Raw genomic sequence first — 13847 nt, forward strand, 5'->3', positions numbered from 1 at the left:
TTAAAACGGCATCCATGGGCCGACGAAGAAGCGCGTCAGCCAGCCTGGTGTATTGGCTTCGGCCAGGGTGCCCTGGCCGGAATAGGCGATCTGTGCATTGGCGATGCGCAAGGACGAGACCTGGTTGTTCGAATCGATGTCGGCCGCGCGCAGGTAGCCGCGCAGGCGCACGAATTCCTCGCCCTGGTTCAGGGTCAGCGTTTTTTCGCCCTGCACGCGCAGCAAGCCGTTCGGCAGCACTTCCTGCACGATCACGGTGATGGCGCCGGACAGCGCATTTTGCTGCGTGCTGGTCGAGTCGCCGGCGAAGTTGCGGTCGGCCGACAGGTCGATGCCCGTCTTCGGGAAGGTCTTGCCGAGGATGTTGGCCGCATTCACGCCGACGGACGAGCCCTTGTTGAACGAGGTGCCGGCCTTCTTGCTCGCCTGCGTGGTTTCCTGCAGGGCCACCGTGACGACGTCGCCCACGCGGAAGGCGCGGCTGTCCGAGATCAGGTCCAGGCCCGCATCGGCATTGAAGACGCCGCCGCCCACGCCGCCGCGCGCGGCGCTGCGCGGCGCCACGGGCAGCGGCGTATCGGAAAAGCTGGGCGCCACCGGCGCGGCCGGCCGGCTGGCGCAACCGGCGCCCAGCACCAGCAGCAGGGCCGCCGTGGCTTTCATGGCGACTGTCATCAGCGTGCCGCTTGCGCCAGGTATTGCAGCATATTGTCGGCGGCCGACAGCACCTTGGTGTTCATTTCATAGGTGCGCTGGGCCGCGATCATGTCGACCATCTCCTCGACCACCTGCACGTTCGAGCCTTCCAGCGCGAACTGTTTCAGCTTGCCCAGGGCGCCTTCGCCGGGACGGCCTTCCGTCGGCGTGCCGCTCGATGCCGTTTCCTGGAACAGGTTTTCACCGAGTGCCAGCAGGCCCGTCGGGTTGACGAAGCTGGACAGGTTCAGCTGGCCCAGCTGGGTGCCGTTGACATTGCCCGGCACGGTGGCCGTGACCATGCCGTTTTCGCCGATGGTGATCGCCGTGGCGTTGTTCGGCACGGTGATCTGCGGCACCAGCGGCAAGCCCTGGGCGTTGACCATCACGCCGTTTTCATTGATGCCCAGCTGGCCGGCGCGCGTGTAGGCCGCTTCGCCGTTCGGGCGCAGCACCTGCAGGAAGCCGTTGCCGGTGATGGCGACGTCGAATTCGCGGCTCGTCGTTTGCAGGCTGCCCGTGGTAAACACCTTTTGCGTGCCCACCATGTGCGTGCCGTTACCCAACTGTACGCCCGATGGCGACAGGGTATTGTCGGCGCGCTGCGTGCCCGGCTGCTGCTCGACCTGGTAGAACAGGTCTTCGAAGACGACGCGGTCGCGCTTGAAGCCAACGGTATTGACGTTGGCCAGGTTGTTCGCGATGGCTTGCAGTTTGGCGTCCTGCGCCTGCACGCCGGTCTTGCTGATCCACATTGCTGGATTCATGATTTACTCCTGGTAATTGGTTGGCGTTGGGCTTAGGCGCCCAGCAGGCGGTTGCCGGACTCGGTCATCGCGTCGCTGGCCTTGAAAATTTTCATCTGCATCTCGAAACTGCGGTTCAGGCTCATGGTGGCGACCATTTCCTCGACGGCAGAGACGTTGCTGCCTTCCAGGTGACGGTCGCGCAGGCGCACCGCCGGATCGGCCTGCAAGTCTTCGCCGCCGCGCGCCACGATCAGGCCCGCCTCGTTCTTCGTCAGCTCGCCCGCTTCCGCATTGACCAGCTTGAGCTTGTCGACGGTCTGCATCTGCGCCGTCCCCGGCACCTGGATGGAAATCGTGCCATCGGCGCCGATCGACAGGCTGGTGTGCTCGGGAATCGTGATGGGGCCGCCTTCGCCCAGCACGGGCCGGCCGTTGATGGTCAGCGCGCCCGTCTCATCGAGGTCCATGGCGCCGGCGCGCGTGTAGGCTTCGCCGTTTTGCCATTGCACCGCGAGAAAGCCGGGGCCCGTGACGGCCACGTCGAGTTCGCGTCCCGTTTCCTTGATGGTGCCCGTGCGCGTGCCGACGGCGCTCGACTGCGTCTGCGTCATGTGGCGGTCGTCGTAGCCATAGCCGTTTTGCAGCGGCTGGGCAGTGGACACTTCCAGGTTGGCGCGAAAGCCGCCCGTCTCGATATTGGCCAGATTGTTGGCGTGTACCTGCTGTGCCCGCAGGGCGCGGTCGGCCCCGCTCATGGCGGTATAAATCAGCGCATCCATTGCTCTTTACCTTTGCGTATCGTGGATTACAGCGCTTGCATCAGCGATTGCAGCATGGCGTTCTCGGTCGAGATGACCTTCGAGTTCGCCTGGTAGTTACGCTGCGACGTCATCAGGCCCACCAGTTCCGAGGTGATGTCGACGTTCGACTGTTCCAGCGAGCTCGTCACCAGTTTGCCGGCCATGCCCACGCCCGGGCGGTCATACATGGCGGTGCCGGAGGTGGTCGAGGCGACCCAGCTGGTATCGTTGACGGCCGTCAGCGCGCCTTCGTCGGGGAAGGTGGCCAGGGCGATCACGCCGATGCTCTGCTTTTGGCCGTTCGTGTACTTCGCCACGACGGAGCCGTCGTCGGCCAGTTCCACGCCCGTGTAGGTGCCCGAGGCATAGCCGTCGGCGCGGTCGGTCGAGGTCGTCGCCTCGCCGGCGAACTGGGTCGTGCCCGTGTAATCGATGGCGACCGTCATCGGCGCCGCGCCAGGCGGCGTCGGCAGCACTGGCGAGGCGGACGCGCCCGTCACCAGCTTGCCGTTCGTGTCGAAGGTCATGCTCGTTACCGGCGTCACGTCGGCGTTGTCGAAGGTGTAGTGCACGTCCACGCCCGTCGCCGTCTTGACGAAGTACTGGCCCAGCGAGTGCTTGGCGCCCAGCGAATCGTAGACGATCGAGGATTTGGCGCTGTTGTAGCTCAGTTCATTGGTCTTGCTGAAAGGCGGGGTTTTCACGGCCCATTCGGACGACATATTGGCCGCATACGCCAGCTTGGTCGTTGCCACGGCGGGAATCTGGCCCGTCGGAATGAGCATGTCGCCCATGGTGCCCAGGGTGGTGGTGCCCTTGACGGCGGCATAACCCTGCACCAGGCGGCCGTTCGAGTCGATCAGCTTGCCATCATTGCTGGCCGAAAAGATGCCGACGCGGCTGTAGGTCATGGTGTTTTGCGCATCGCGCGTGACGAAATAGCCGCGGCCGTCGATGGCCGCGTCGAGCGCCCGGCCCGTGTTCAGCACGCCGCCATTGAGCGACATGCTTTGCGTCAGCGAGCCGATTTCCGTGCCCGTGGCGCGCGAACCGGCATACATGGCCGAAAAGTTGGCGCGGCTGCTCTTGAAGCCGTAGGTGCCGGCATTGGCGATATTGTTACTGGTGCTGTTCAACTGCTGGTTGATGGACTGGATACCGGACAGGGCGATGTCGAAACTCATGTTGATTTCCTTTAGTGAAGGACGATATTAGTGTTCAGGAAACGAAGGAAAGGGCGGATCAAGCCGTCTTGCCGTTGAAACCGGTGATCGCGCCAGGGTTGACTTCGCCCAGGTTCGACACGCTCAGGATCATGCTGCCGCCGGACGACAGGCGCACGCTGTTGAGCTTGCCTGCGATGTCGACCGTCGGCTTTTCGGTGCCGCTGGTGCTGACCTTCATGCTGTAGGTGCCGGCAGGCAAGCCCAGCGCGACGGGGTCGATCGTGAACGGCACCGTGCCGGCTCCCTTGGCGCCCAGTTCGATCTTGTATTCCTTGTCGTCGATGCCTTTCAGGGTCACCGTGGTCTTGGTGGTGCCGGCGGCCAGCGCGATGCTGCCGCTGACCTTGCTCTTGTCGAGCTGCACCGTGTCGCTGTTGACCATGACTTCGGAACCCACTTGCGCGCCCAGGGCCAGCACTTGCATCGATTGCAGCACGCTGGCATTGGCGCTGGTCAGCGCCGACAGGTTTTGCATCGCTTCCGTCTGCGCCTGCTGCGTCAATTGATTGACGAACTGGCTCGGGTCGGTCGGCGCGAGGGGATCCTGGTTCTTGATCTGCGCAACCAGCAATTTGGTGAACATGTCCTGGGTGGCATTGCCTTGCGACTTGACGGCATTGCTGCCGTTGTTGCTGCCGCTGGTGTTATTTGTAAAGAGATTGGTTTCCATGGATTATGCTTCACCTAATTTGAGGAGCGATTGCTGCATCGACTTGATACGGCCCAGAACTTCGACATTCGTTTCAAAGGCGCGCGACGCCGACATCATGTCGGTCATCTCGGCAACCTGATTGACGTTGGGGTAGAACACCATGCCATCGGCATTGGCCATCGGGTGGCCCGGTTCATACACCTTGCGCAGCGGCTCATCGCTTTGCACCACGTCGAGCACCTGAACCCGTCCGCCGGCGCCGCTGGCGCCGGGGCCATCCATCACGGCCGCAAACACGGGTTTGCGCGCGCGGTAGGTCTCGCCTTCGGAACCGGCAACGGAATCGGCATTGGCCAGGTTGCTGGCGATGGTATTGAGGCGCACGGTTTGCGCCGCCATCGCCGAACCGGCGATCTTGGAAATATCCTGGAAGCTCATGCTGATCCTTATTGTCCGGAAATGGCCTTGGACAGCCCCTTCAGTTTCATGTTGACGAAAGTGAGGCTGGTCTGGAAGTCGGTGGCATTCTGCGAGAACGCCGCCTGCTCCACGCCGATTTCGACGGTATTGCCGTCGCGGCTGGGGTGGTAGGGAACGCGGTACAGGGCGCTGGCGTCGTCATCGGTCGACAGCAGGCCGGCCTCGTTGTCCTGCAGCTGCTGCAGGGCGCTGCCGAAATCCATGTCCATGGCTTGGAAGCCGGGCGTGTTTTCATTGGCGATGTTGGCCGCCAGCACGCGTGTACGGTCGGCGCGCAGCGCGAGCGCATCGGCGTGCACGCCCAGCGCATCCTTGAAATTAATCCCCATGGTCATCCTTTGTATTGAATTCGATCGTGCTTTTTGCGGTTCGGGCCAGAAAATAGGTGGTGCAGAGGTAAAATCCCAGCCTGGTCATGTTGACGCATGGTAAGGTCATGCCGCTTCAGTATCTTTGATTAAGGTTAGCAATGATTTACTTTGAGAACTATTCCGTGATGTGGAACAAGGCGCAATGTCGCTACATACTGCTTCCTGGTCTCTTTTTACTGACCAGCCTATATAGTAGTGCAGGTCGCGCAGAATTGCCAGCCGACAATATATTTTCACGTGTGGAACAGTTGGCGCGGGAGCAATTGGCACAGCAGGCGGCCACGGCAGGATTGCTGGAACCGCAGTTTCAAGTGGCCGTCGTGAAAAGCACGCGCCCCGTGCCGGCGTGCGCGGCGCCCGTCACGCTGGAAACGGCGGACAGCCGCTCGGCGCAGCGCATGCGCTTTGTCGCGGTGTGTCCTGGAAGCAACGGATGGCGCTATGAAATGCTGGCGCGCGGCAGCATCACGGCGCAAGTGGCCGTCACCAGCGCCCCCGTCACGGCGAATACGCCGCTGCAGGCGGGCGACGTGACGATGGCGCGGCGCGACGTGACGATGGTGCCGGACAGCATTTCTTCCTTGCCCGGCGCCGTTGGCCTGTCGAGCCGGCGCAGCTTGCGTACGGGCGAAGTGCTGCGGCAAGGGCAGCTGGCGTCGCCCGTGCTGGTCAAGCGGGGCAGTGCGGTGAATATCGTGGCGCGCAAGGAACAGGTGGAAGTGAGCATGGCCGGCGAAGCGATGGACCCGGGCGCGCTGGGCGAGCTGATCCGCGTGCGCAACGCCACCAGCGGCACGGTGATACGTGCCAGGGTGGTCGATGCGGGCGTGGTGGAACCGGCCGAACTTCCCGGCCGTTGAGGGAAACTTACTCGGCGGCGGCCGTGCGCTGCAGCCGTGTCGCCAGCTGGGTCAGCTTGGCGGCGTAGTTGGGATCGGTGGCATAGCCGCCGCGCGCCAAGCCTTGCGCGAAGGCGCCCGCATCGGCGCCCGTGTTCAGGGCGGCGCGGTAGCGCGGGTTGTCGAGCAACACCTGCGCATAGTCGCGGAAGGCGCTGGCCTGGTCCGGATAGCTGCGGAAGCGCTCCGTTTTCTTCAGGGCCGTGCCGCTGCCCGCTTCGTATTCGGTGGTGACATTGCTGGCCACGTCGCCCTGCCATTTCCCGCCGGCCTTGATGCCGAACAAATTATTCGTATCCGCGCCCGTGCCCTGGCGCAGCGGACGCTGGCCCCAGCCCGATTCCAGCGCCGCGTGGGCGGCAACGATTTCCGGCGCCACGCCCAGGCGCGCGCCCGTTTCCTGCGTCCATGGCTTGATCGAGGCGAGGAATTGCTGCTGCGTTTCACCGATCTCGCCGCCCTGGCTGATGGCGCCCAGCACATTCACAGGCTGGCTCTGCTCCAGGTAGGCGCGTCCTTGCGGGCTCAGGCTGGTGGCATTGCCGCCGCCCTGTTCGATGAAGCGGGCCACTTCGCCCTGCACTTGCCGGAACACGCTGCCAAAGCTGCCGCCGGAGGCGGTGGCGTCGGTGGCGCGCATATTGCTTTGCACGGCATGGGTCGCCGCCGTCGATGGCGTCGCCGCCGTGGCGCGGGTGGTCAGGAAATCAGCCTGGCGCATACGTATCTTCCTCGCCATGCAGCACGCGCTGCATGATGCTGTACTGCTCTGTTAATAAATCGCTGTTGCGGGCATTCAGGCGCTTGCATTCGAGCACCATCTGTTCGAGCGCGGCCCAGTCGCGCTGGGCGGTCGTACGCGCGTCTTGTTGCAACAGCGCAAACAATTGCGCCATATCGCCTTGCGGGCCCAGCAGGGCGGTGACCAGGCTGACCCGTTGCCGGCGGCGCGCGTCGAGCGGTTCGACGGCGGCGATGACCTGGTCGGCCAGCGCCGTCAGCCGGGCGCTCTGGTGCTGCAGGGTGGCCTGGAATTGCTCTTCCAATAAGGTTTGCAGGGCGGCATAGCCGGCGCGGTCTTCCGTCATGCCTAGCAGCACGCGGCGCACGGCTTCCTGGCGCGTGATGCCCTTGCGCGGCGCGGTCACGATTCGCCGCCGTGGAACCGCTGGATCAAGCCCGCCAGCTTCGATGGATCGAACGGCAATTCGCCCTTGGCCAGCGCATCGCGCAGCATGGCCACGCGCTCGTGGTCGATCTCGGGCATGGCGCGCAGGGCGGCCATGGCCGGTTGCAGCACGGCCGATTGCAGTTCCGCCCCGGCCGACGAGCCGGCCATGGCGCCCGCGGCGCCCGCGTTCTCGGCGATCGCCTCGGCCGGCGCGACGGCGCTGCTGCGCACGGCGGCGCCGGTATTGCCGGAGGAGATTTTCATACGTTGTCCCTTGCCCTTAATTTGCATGCTCGTCCCGTTCCTTCTTTGCGGGCAGGCCCAGTTTGTCGCGCAGGCGCTGCAAGGTGCCCGAGTCCGGCTCACCCACCTGCAGCTCCTCGCCTTGCGGTTTTTGTCCGGCCATGCCGAACATGGCGGCGATGCTGTCGGCCTGGCCACGCGTCAATATTAACAGTTCGATGCGGCGGTTGATGCCGGCGCTGGCATTTTTCACGTCCAGCGGCGCGCGGTCGGCCATGCCCACCACTTGCAGCACGCTGTCCGGACTCATGCTGCCGATCAGCAATTGCGCGCGCGCCGACATGGCGCGGTTGGCCGACAGGGTCCAGTTCGAAAAGCCTTCATAGCCGGTGTTGGCGTATTGCATCGAGTCCGTGTGGCCGACGATCAGCATCTGGTTGTCCATTTGCGCAAACACGGGGCCCATCTGGCGCAACAGCTTGCGGAAACGGTCGGTCGGCACGGCGCTGCCGCGCACGAACATGCCTTGCTTGTCCGTATCGTGCAGCATGACGCGCAAGCCGTACGGCGTGATCACCGATTGCAGGTTGCTCTTCAATCCCGCTTCGTCGCTGAGCTTGTCGAGCGCGCGCGACAGGCTCAGCAAGTCTTCCGGCGACTGGTAGCTCACTTTCGTCTGGTTTTGCGGCGCGGCGCCGGCCTTGCCTTCCTGCGTCTGCTTGCCTTCCGTGCGCGTGTCGCCCGAGCCCTTGCGGGGCATGGGGAAGCGCTCGATGAGGCTGCCACGGGGACCGCCGCTCTGTTCCGGCATGACGCCCTGGCCTTCGCCCTGGCGGCTGCTGGCCGATGCATCCATCATGATTTCCTTCATCGCCTGCTGCTCGCGCGCGGCCATCAGCCACAGCACGAGGAACAGCGACAGCAGGGCCAGGCAAAAATCGGCGAACGCTACTTTCCAGGCGCCGCCATGGCCATCGTCGTCGTGCTTGCGTCCGGCACGCTTGATGATGGCCTGTTCATGTTTCTCATGCGGCTTTAGCACGGCGGCCTCCCCGGCCTTGGCCTTGCTCTTGTTCGGCGCCGCCATCTTCCAGCGCATTGATCCAGCTTTCCAGCTGGGCGAAGCTCGGCTTGATGTTCAGCTGCACCAGGCGGCGGCCCGCATCGATGGCCAGCAGGGGCGGCTTGCCCGCCACGTGCGTGACCAGCACGACCTTCACGCATTCCATGGTCGAGCCTTCCTCGCCCACCAGCTGTTTCATCATGTTGCACATCGGATCGAGCACGCCGTAGCAAAAGAAGATGCCGATGAAGGTGCCGACCATGGCGGCGCCCACTTTTTCCGAGATCTCCGCCGCATCGGCGCCGTCGGCCACGGAATTCATGGCCATCACGATGCCCAGCACGGCGGCCAGAATACCGAAACCGGGCATGGCTTCGGCGATCTTGTGCAGCGACTTCGACGGTTGCAGCAGTTCGTCGTGGATGGCTTCCAGTTCCTGCTCCAGCACGCCTTCGAGTTCATGCGCGTTGATCTTGCCCATCGCCATCAAACGGAAGTTGTCGACGATGAAGGCGAGCAGCTTCGGCTCTTCCAGCACCAGCGGATAGCGCTGGAACAGGGCGCTTTCGCGCGGCGCCTCGACGTGGGCGTCGAGCGCCTTCAGGCCGCCGGCGGCCGTTTGCAGCAGTTCATACATCAGCAGCAGCAACTGGCGCTGGAATTCCGAGCCTTGCTTCTTGTGCGTGACGATCTTGCGCATCTGGTGCAGCATTTCGCCGAGTACATGCTTGGGGTTGCCCAGCACCAGGGCGCCGACGGCGGCGCCGATGATGATGATCAGCTCGACCGGTTGCCAGATCGCGTGGACGGTGCCGCCCATCAGGGCGAAGCCTCCGAATACACACCCCATCACGATTAAGATACCGATAATTACCATGTCAACTGCCTTTCTGCGTCATTGTGCTGCGTCAATTTGATGGATAGTGCTGAAACTTATGCGTCTTGCAGCATGGCTTTCATCTTGCCCAGCGCCGTCTTGTTGAGCTGGCAGACGCGGGCGTCGCTCAGGTCCAGTACGGCGGCTATTTCTTTGTAGCTCAGTTCGAATTCGTAATACATCTGGATCACGCGCTGCTCGCGTTCGTCCAGCGCGCGCAGCGCTTGTTCCAGGCTGCGCCGCACCATCAATTGCTCTTCCGGGCTCGGTGCGCTGTCGGCCTGTCCCAGGCTTTCCTGCAGCACTTCGTCGAAACTGGCGATCAGCTCGGCGTTTTCCGCCAATTGATATTCCTGGAAGGCTTCCGGCGTCAACTTCAGGGCTGCCATGATTTCCGCTTCCTGCGGCTCGCGTCCCAGGCGCCGGGTCAGGGCGCGCACGCTGTCGCGCAGGCGGTGGCTTTCCTGGCGCACGGCGCGCGGGCGCCAGTCCTGGCGCCGCAGTTCATCGAGGATGGCGCCGCGGATGCGCAGACTGGCATAGCTGCCGAAAGACTGGTCCGGCACGCCGTAGCGGCGCAGGGCTTCGAGCAGGCCCATCAGGCCGATCTGTTCCATGTCGTCGCGGTCGATGGCGCCCGACACCTGCGAATTGAGCTGGCGCACGATGCGTTTCACCAGCGGGGAGTACGCCACCAGATGTTGTTGCTCTTCAGCAACGCTGAGCACGGCCGCGCAAGCGCTGGCGGCGGCATATTCGCCGGCGCCATACGCTTCCTGGTATTGCTCTACATAGGCCAAGGGATCTCCCACTAGGTCGGCTGGCGTGTTGGCTTATTCAATGATCAGCTTGCCGACCATGACTTCGGTGAACGGCTTTTCCATCTGTTCGCGCTCGTAGCTGACATTGAAGGCCTTGTTGATCTGCTCGGCATACTGTTCCACGGTCATGGTTTGCGCCTTGTCCAGCGGAAAGCTCGACAGGGTGCTGACGGCGATCGAGCGCATCAGCGGCAAGTGATCCTTGGTCAGCTTTTCCTTTTCCTCGGTGGTGGCGATCACCAGGTCGGCCGACAGGTAATGCGTGTCGCCTTCGCCGGGGCCGCGGCGCAGCATCACGATGACCTTGTCCAGCGTGATGAACTTGCGCGCCTTCTTGCCCGTGGCGGGCGGCGGCGGGGCTTTCGCTTCGGCGGCATCGGCATGGCCGGCGACCGGCTTGGCCAGGTACCACATGGCGCCGCCAGCCGCGCCGGCGGCCAGCACGGCCACGCCGACAAAGCCGGCGATCAGTTTCATTTTCATATTCATCAGGCGCTCTCTCGCTCGTGCATGGCGTAAGTGGTGGCGGCAGTGCTGCCGTCGGACAGGGCGCGGCCCGGTTCGGCATCGTCCTGCTGGCGGCCCGGCTGACGCTGGCCGCGCGCATCGCCTTCGGCAAACGCCTGGGCGGCGGGGCTGCGCGGGGTGGCGCTGATATTCACGGCCACGTCGGTGTACTGGCGCTGCGCCAGGTCGCTGCGCATGTTTTCGCCGATGCCTTGCAGCTGGCGCAACACTTCCGAGTTCGACGCCGTGACGTTTACCTGCAGCGCGCCGGCCGTGTGGCGGATGGAAATTTCAATGCGGCCCAGCATGGGCGGCTCGAGGCGGATCGTCGCGTGTTCGCTGTTGCGGCCGATCTGCGTCTGCAGGCGTTCGCCCAGCGCTTCGCGCAGCGGTTCCTGCCACTGCTGGGCTGGACCGTTGAGTTTGATGGTGTCGCCGGCCGGGGCCGCCGTGGCGGTGTTGGCCACCGCGCCCGCCAGGCCAAGGTTGGGCGCGGCCGGCGCCGCGGCGCCGCGTTCGCCTTCGCGCGCGGTGAACGCGGTGACGGCAGGGGCGGCGGCTGTCACCGGCGCGTTCTGCTGCAGCAGCGATTCGAACGGCTGCGCCGGCGCGCTGCCTTTGGCGGCTGTCGCCGGATTGGCGGCGGCCAGCGGTTCGCGCGTGTCGCGGCCTGCCGCTTGCGGCGTTGCCGGCGCAGCCGCGTTCAGGGTGACCGCCGCCGGATGCAGGCTGATGTTGAGTGCCGGGTTCGCTTGCGCCACATTCGCCTGCGCTTGTGTCTGTGCCTGCGCGCCGGCGCGCGCTTCGGCCGCGTCCGTTGGCGGCAGCATGGTCACGGGCAAGCCGATGACGGGGGCGGCCATGGCCGGCAGGCTGCCATCGGCCTGGCTCTCGGCATCGCCGTCCTTGGCGGGCGCGGGCGTGCCGGCGTCGGCCTTGTCCACGCCCGTCACGTCGAGCACCTGCGCAAACAGGGGCAGGGCGGCGGGGGCGGCGCCATTGCCGCCATAGCCTGGCGCGCCGGGCAAGGCGGCGGCCTGGGAAGGCGCCGGTGCTGGTGCAGGTGCGGCTTGGGCCGCCCGTGCCGGAGCGGCCGGCGCCGTGTTGAAGTTCATGATCATGCTTGATTCCCGTCCGAGTCGTATTCGCCGAGCGCGGCGTAGGCGACCCAACCTTCCTTATTTGCCTGTAATGCACCCAGGTGTAAGCCCAGGCGTTCTTTTTCCTCAGAGCAAATTTTAACCGCTTGCGCGTGAATTTTGCGCAATTGCAACAATTCTGTTTGTTCCAGCGCAGTCCATGCGCCACGTTCGGCCAGCAGCGGGATGTTTTTCGCCAGGCTGGCCGAGAGTTTTTCCATCGCCGCCCAGTCCGGCTCGGCAAGCGCCGCGCTCAATTGCCGGCTCAGCTGCTGCAGCGCGGCGCGCCTAGGCATTGTTGGCCTGGACGCCCACCCAGCCGCGCTTGATGGTGGTCATCAAGGTCGTCACTTCGTCGATCAGCGTCGGGTCGAGCTTGATGCCGGCCGTGTACAGGCGCGCCACGCAGTAGTCGTACAGGCGCGCCAGATTGACCACCACCTCGCCGCCATTGTCGAAATCGAGCGAGCTCGACAAACCATTGATGATTTGCGTGCACTTGTCCAGGCTGATCGCCTTCTGCTCGTAGCGCTTGCCCACGATATGCCCGCGCGCGCGCGCCAGTTCTTCCAGCAGGCCGTCCGTCAGCACCAGTACCAGTTCGACCGGTGTGGCGCGGGCGGTCTGGGAGTCCAGGTTGACGGCGTGGTAGCTGCCGTAAGCTTCATTGTTCAACATTGTTATCTTCTCGCTATGTTAACTGTGGCGGCGCGGCTGGCACGTCCGCCTTAGGATTTGTCGTTACTGAACATGGCATCGAACATGTCGGAATTCCGCGTCATTTGTTCCTGCAATACTTGCAGGCGGGAATACTGATCCAGGAAACGGGTGTACGCCGTGTTGTACTGGTTGGTCAGACGCTCGCTGCTCTTGGCCAGGCTTTTCTGCAACTTGTCCGTCGCTGCCATGCGCTGGGTGATCTGGCCTTTGGTGACATTGCTCCACTGGCCCAGCACCTTGTCCAGGCCGCCGAGCACGCCGGCAGGGGCCGACAGGCTGTTGTTGCCGAACAGCTTGTCCAGGCCGCCTGGATTGTCCGCCAGCTTGGCCGTCAGCTTGGCCGTATTCAGGCTGATCGTGCCGTCGCGCTGGGCGGTAATGCCGTACGCCACCAGCGATACGCCATCGACGTTCAGGCGCAAGGCATCGCCCATGCTGCTGCGCAGGGCGTTCAGGCCGGAGTCGTGGGCAAAGATGCCGGCGGCGATATTTTTCTCCGGATTGCCGGGGCTGGCCAGGCCATCCATCACGCTTTTCAGCTTGTTGTAGGCGTCGACGAAGGCTTGCACGTTGGCGATGGTGCCGGCACTGTCGGTGCCGACGGTCACGGTCAGGGGATTCTCGCCTGCCGTCATGGCCTTGGTGAACGTCATTTTCACGTCGGGCACGTTGGTAAACGTGTTCGATGCCTGGGTGATCTTGGTGCCGGTGCCCTGGGCGCCCAGCCAGACGATGGCATCCTTGGGTGCCACGAGGCTTTTCATGTCGCTCTGCAGCGCCGTCTGCAGCGCTGGATCCGTCACGCTGCCGGTGTCGATCGAGACGGCATTGGCCACGCCCGTGAGATTCGACGTCAGCACCAGTTGCGCCTGGCTGCCGATATTGATGACGGAAGCGGTGACGCGCGCGTTATTCTTGCTGTTGCCATTGATGGCGGCGGCGAGCTCCTGCGGCGTCAGGTAGGCGTCGCCATCCTTGTTGGCGGCTGCCAGGTCGATGTCGAAGGCGTTGTCGGCCGTGACAGCGGCCAGCGGGTCGCCGATGCGGATGGTCATGTTGCCGCCGTTGGCGGGCGTGGTGCTGCTCAAGCCGCCATACGAAGTCTGGCTGGCCGTGGCCAGTTGTTCGACAAAGAACGCATAGCTGCCCGGCGACGCCTTGATGCCGGCCGTGGCCGTGCCATACGCGGTATTGCTGAAGGTGGCGGACTGGCTCAGCACGGATTTGCTGGACGTCATGGTCGTCATCGCCAGCTGGAATGCCGAGATGGCCGATTTCAGGCTGCTCAGCGCGCTAGTGGTGTTGTTGGCCAGCGTGGTCTGAGCCGCCAGGGCTGCCTTTTGCGCCGCGACCGATTTGGTTGCCAGTTGTTCTGCTGTGACGAGCGGATCGTATCGTGGTGCGGTAATTGCGTTTGCCATGCCAGACTCCTG

At 64.1% G+C, this 13847-nt stretch carries 19 protein-coding genes; 1 reads left to right on the top strand and 18 read right to left on the bottom strand.

Translation table 11 applies throughout. The annotated features are described in order from the left end of the window. Genes flgH through flgB form a run of 7 tightly spaced genes read right to left on the bottom strand, consistent with a single transcriptional unit; the run spans window position 1 to window position 4932 of the window. Window positions 1-675, bottom strand: coding sequence for a flagellar basal body L-ring protein FlgH (flgH, locus tag AC07VH_RS13465; protein ID WP_475418120.1), 675 nt, complete (start codon window positions 673-675; stop codon window positions 1-3). Further along, entirely contained in the window at window positions 675-1463 is a 789-nt protein-coding gene (flgG, locus tag AC07VH_RS13470) for a flagellar basal-body rod protein FlgG (RefSeq protein WP_171985002.1), read from the bottom strand. The genes flgH and flgG overlap by 1 nt, the downstream gene beginning before the upstream one ends. Before the next feature lie 32 nt (window positions 1464-1495). Continuing rightward, window positions 1496-2224 (bottom strand): flagellar basal body rod protein FlgF, encoded by a 729-nt coding sequence (locus AC07VH_RS13475; RefSeq protein WP_475415827.1) that lies wholly within the window; start codon window positions 2222-2224, stop codon window positions 1496-1498. Window positions 2225-2250: 26 nt separating this feature from the next. Beyond that, the gene (locus AC07VH_RS13480) at window positions 2251-3429 is read right to left on the bottom strand and encodes a flagellar hook protein FlgE (RefSeq protein WP_475415828.1); all 1179 of its coding nucleotides are present in this window, start codon (window positions 3427-3429) and stop codon (window positions 2251-2253) included. Between the two features lie 58 nt (window positions 3430-3487). Continuing rightward, window positions 3488-4141 carry a flagellar hook capping FlgD N-terminal domain-containing protein gene (locus AC07VH_RS13485; protein ID WP_475415829.1) on the bottom strand — a complete coding sequence of 218 codons (654 nt, stop codon included), beginning with the start codon at window positions 4139-4141 and terminating at the stop codon, window positions 3488-3490. Between the two features lie 3 nt (window positions 4142-4144). Next, window positions 4145-4561, bottom strand: coding sequence for a flagellar basal body rod protein FlgC (gene flgC, locus AC07VH_RS13490; protein ID WP_034757795.1), 417 nt, complete (start codon window positions 4559-4561; stop codon window positions 4145-4147). A gap of 8 nt (window positions 4562-4569) precedes the next feature. After that, window positions 4570-4932 (bottom strand): flagellar basal body rod protein FlgB, encoded by a 363-nt coding sequence (gene flgB / locus AC07VH_RS13495; protein ID WP_034758109.1) that lies wholly within the window; start codon window positions 4930-4932, stop codon window positions 4570-4572. 305 nt (window positions 4933-5237) lie between these two features. Here flgB and flgA point away from each other — a divergent pair, with 305 nt between their 5' ends. Continuing rightward, the gene (gene flgA, locus AC07VH_RS13500) at window positions 5238-5834 is read left to right on the top strand and encodes a flagellar basal body P-ring formation chaperone FlgA (RefSeq protein WP_475415830.1); all 597 of its coding nucleotides are present in this window, start codon (window positions 5238-5240) and stop codon (window positions 5832-5834) included. Between the two features lie 7 nt (window positions 5835-5841). Here the strand turns inward: flgA and AC07VH_RS13505 are convergent, their stop codons facing one another. Genes AC07VH_RS13505 through fliD form a run of 11 tightly spaced genes read right to left on the bottom strand, consistent with a single transcriptional unit; the run spans window position 5842 to window position 13835 of the window. Further along, the gene (locus AC07VH_RS13505; RefSeq protein WP_494789090.1) at window positions 5842-6594 is read right to left on the bottom strand and encodes a glycoside hydrolase family 73 protein; all 753 of its coding nucleotides are present in this window, start codon (window positions 6592-6594) and stop codon (window positions 5842-5844) included. After that, the gene (flgN, locus tag AC07VH_RS13510; RefSeq protein WP_494789091.1) at window positions 6581-7021 is read right to left on the bottom strand and encodes a flagellar export chaperone FlgN; all 441 of its coding nucleotides are present in this window, start codon (window positions 7019-7021) and stop codon (window positions 6581-6583) included. The genes AC07VH_RS13505 and flgN overlap by 14 nt, the downstream gene beginning before the upstream one ends. Next, a complete protein-coding gene (gene flgM, locus AC07VH_RS13515; protein ID WP_100872639.1) occupies window positions 7018-7308 on the bottom strand; it encodes a flagellar biosynthesis anti-sigma factor FlgM in 291 nt (96 codons plus the stop codon). Before flgM ends, flgN begins: the two co-directional genes overlap by 4 nt. A gap of 16 nt (window positions 7309-7324) precedes the next feature. Continuing rightward, the gene (locus tag AC07VH_RS13520; RefSeq protein ID WP_494789092.1) at window positions 7325-8386 is read right to left on the bottom strand and encodes a flagellar motor protein MotB; all 1062 of its coding nucleotides are present in this window, start codon (window positions 8384-8386) and stop codon (window positions 7325-7327) included. After that, window positions 8313-9227: a flagellar motor stator protein MotA gene (motA, locus tag AC07VH_RS13525; protein ID WP_034757817.1), complete on the bottom strand. Its 915-nt coding sequence runs from the start codon at window positions 9225-9227 to the stop codon at window positions 8313-8315. The genes AC07VH_RS13520 and motA overlap by 74 nt, the downstream gene beginning before the upstream one ends. A gap of 56 nt (window positions 9228-9283) precedes the next feature. Then, window positions 9284-10027: a FliA/WhiG family RNA polymerase sigma factor gene (locus AC07VH_RS13530; protein ID WP_326456117.1), complete on the bottom strand. Its 744-nt coding sequence runs from the start codon at window positions 10025-10027 to the stop codon at window positions 9284-9286. Window positions 10028-10060: 33 nt separating this feature from the next. Continuing rightward, on the bottom strand, window positions 10061-10525 hold the full coding sequence (locus AC07VH_RS13535; RefSeq protein WP_475415834.1) for a flagellar basal body-associated FliL family protein: 465 nt from the start codon (window positions 10523-10525) through the stop codon (window positions 10061-10063). 11 nt (window positions 10526-10536) lie between these two features. Continuing rightward, window positions 10537-11676 (bottom strand): flagellar hook-length control protein FliK, encoded by a 1140-nt coding sequence (locus AC07VH_RS13540; RefSeq protein WP_494789093.1) that lies wholly within the window; start codon window positions 11674-11676, stop codon window positions 10537-10539. Next, entirely contained in the window at window positions 11673-11990 is a 318-nt protein-coding gene (locus tag AC07VH_RS13545; RefSeq protein WP_475415836.1) for a hypothetical protein, read from the bottom strand. Before AC07VH_RS13545 ends, AC07VH_RS13540 begins: the two co-directional genes overlap by 4 nt. Next, complete coding sequence (gene fliS, locus AC07VH_RS13550; protein WP_034757830.1) at window positions 11983-12372, bottom strand: flagellar export chaperone FliS; 390 nt, start codon at window positions 12370-12372, stop codon at window positions 11983-11985. The genes AC07VH_RS13545 and fliS overlap by 8 nt, the downstream gene beginning before the upstream one ends. A gap of 50 nt (window positions 12373-12422) precedes the next feature. Continuing rightward, the gene (fliD, locus tag AC07VH_RS13555) at window positions 12423-13835 is read right to left on the bottom strand and encodes a flagellar filament capping protein FliD (RefSeq protein WP_494789094.1); all 1413 of its coding nucleotides are present in this window, start codon (window positions 13833-13835) and stop codon (window positions 12423-12425) included. Between the last annotated feature and the right edge of the window lie 12 nt (window positions 13836-13847).

This window comes from Janthinobacterium sp. GW821-FHT03C10, assembly GCF_059420865.1.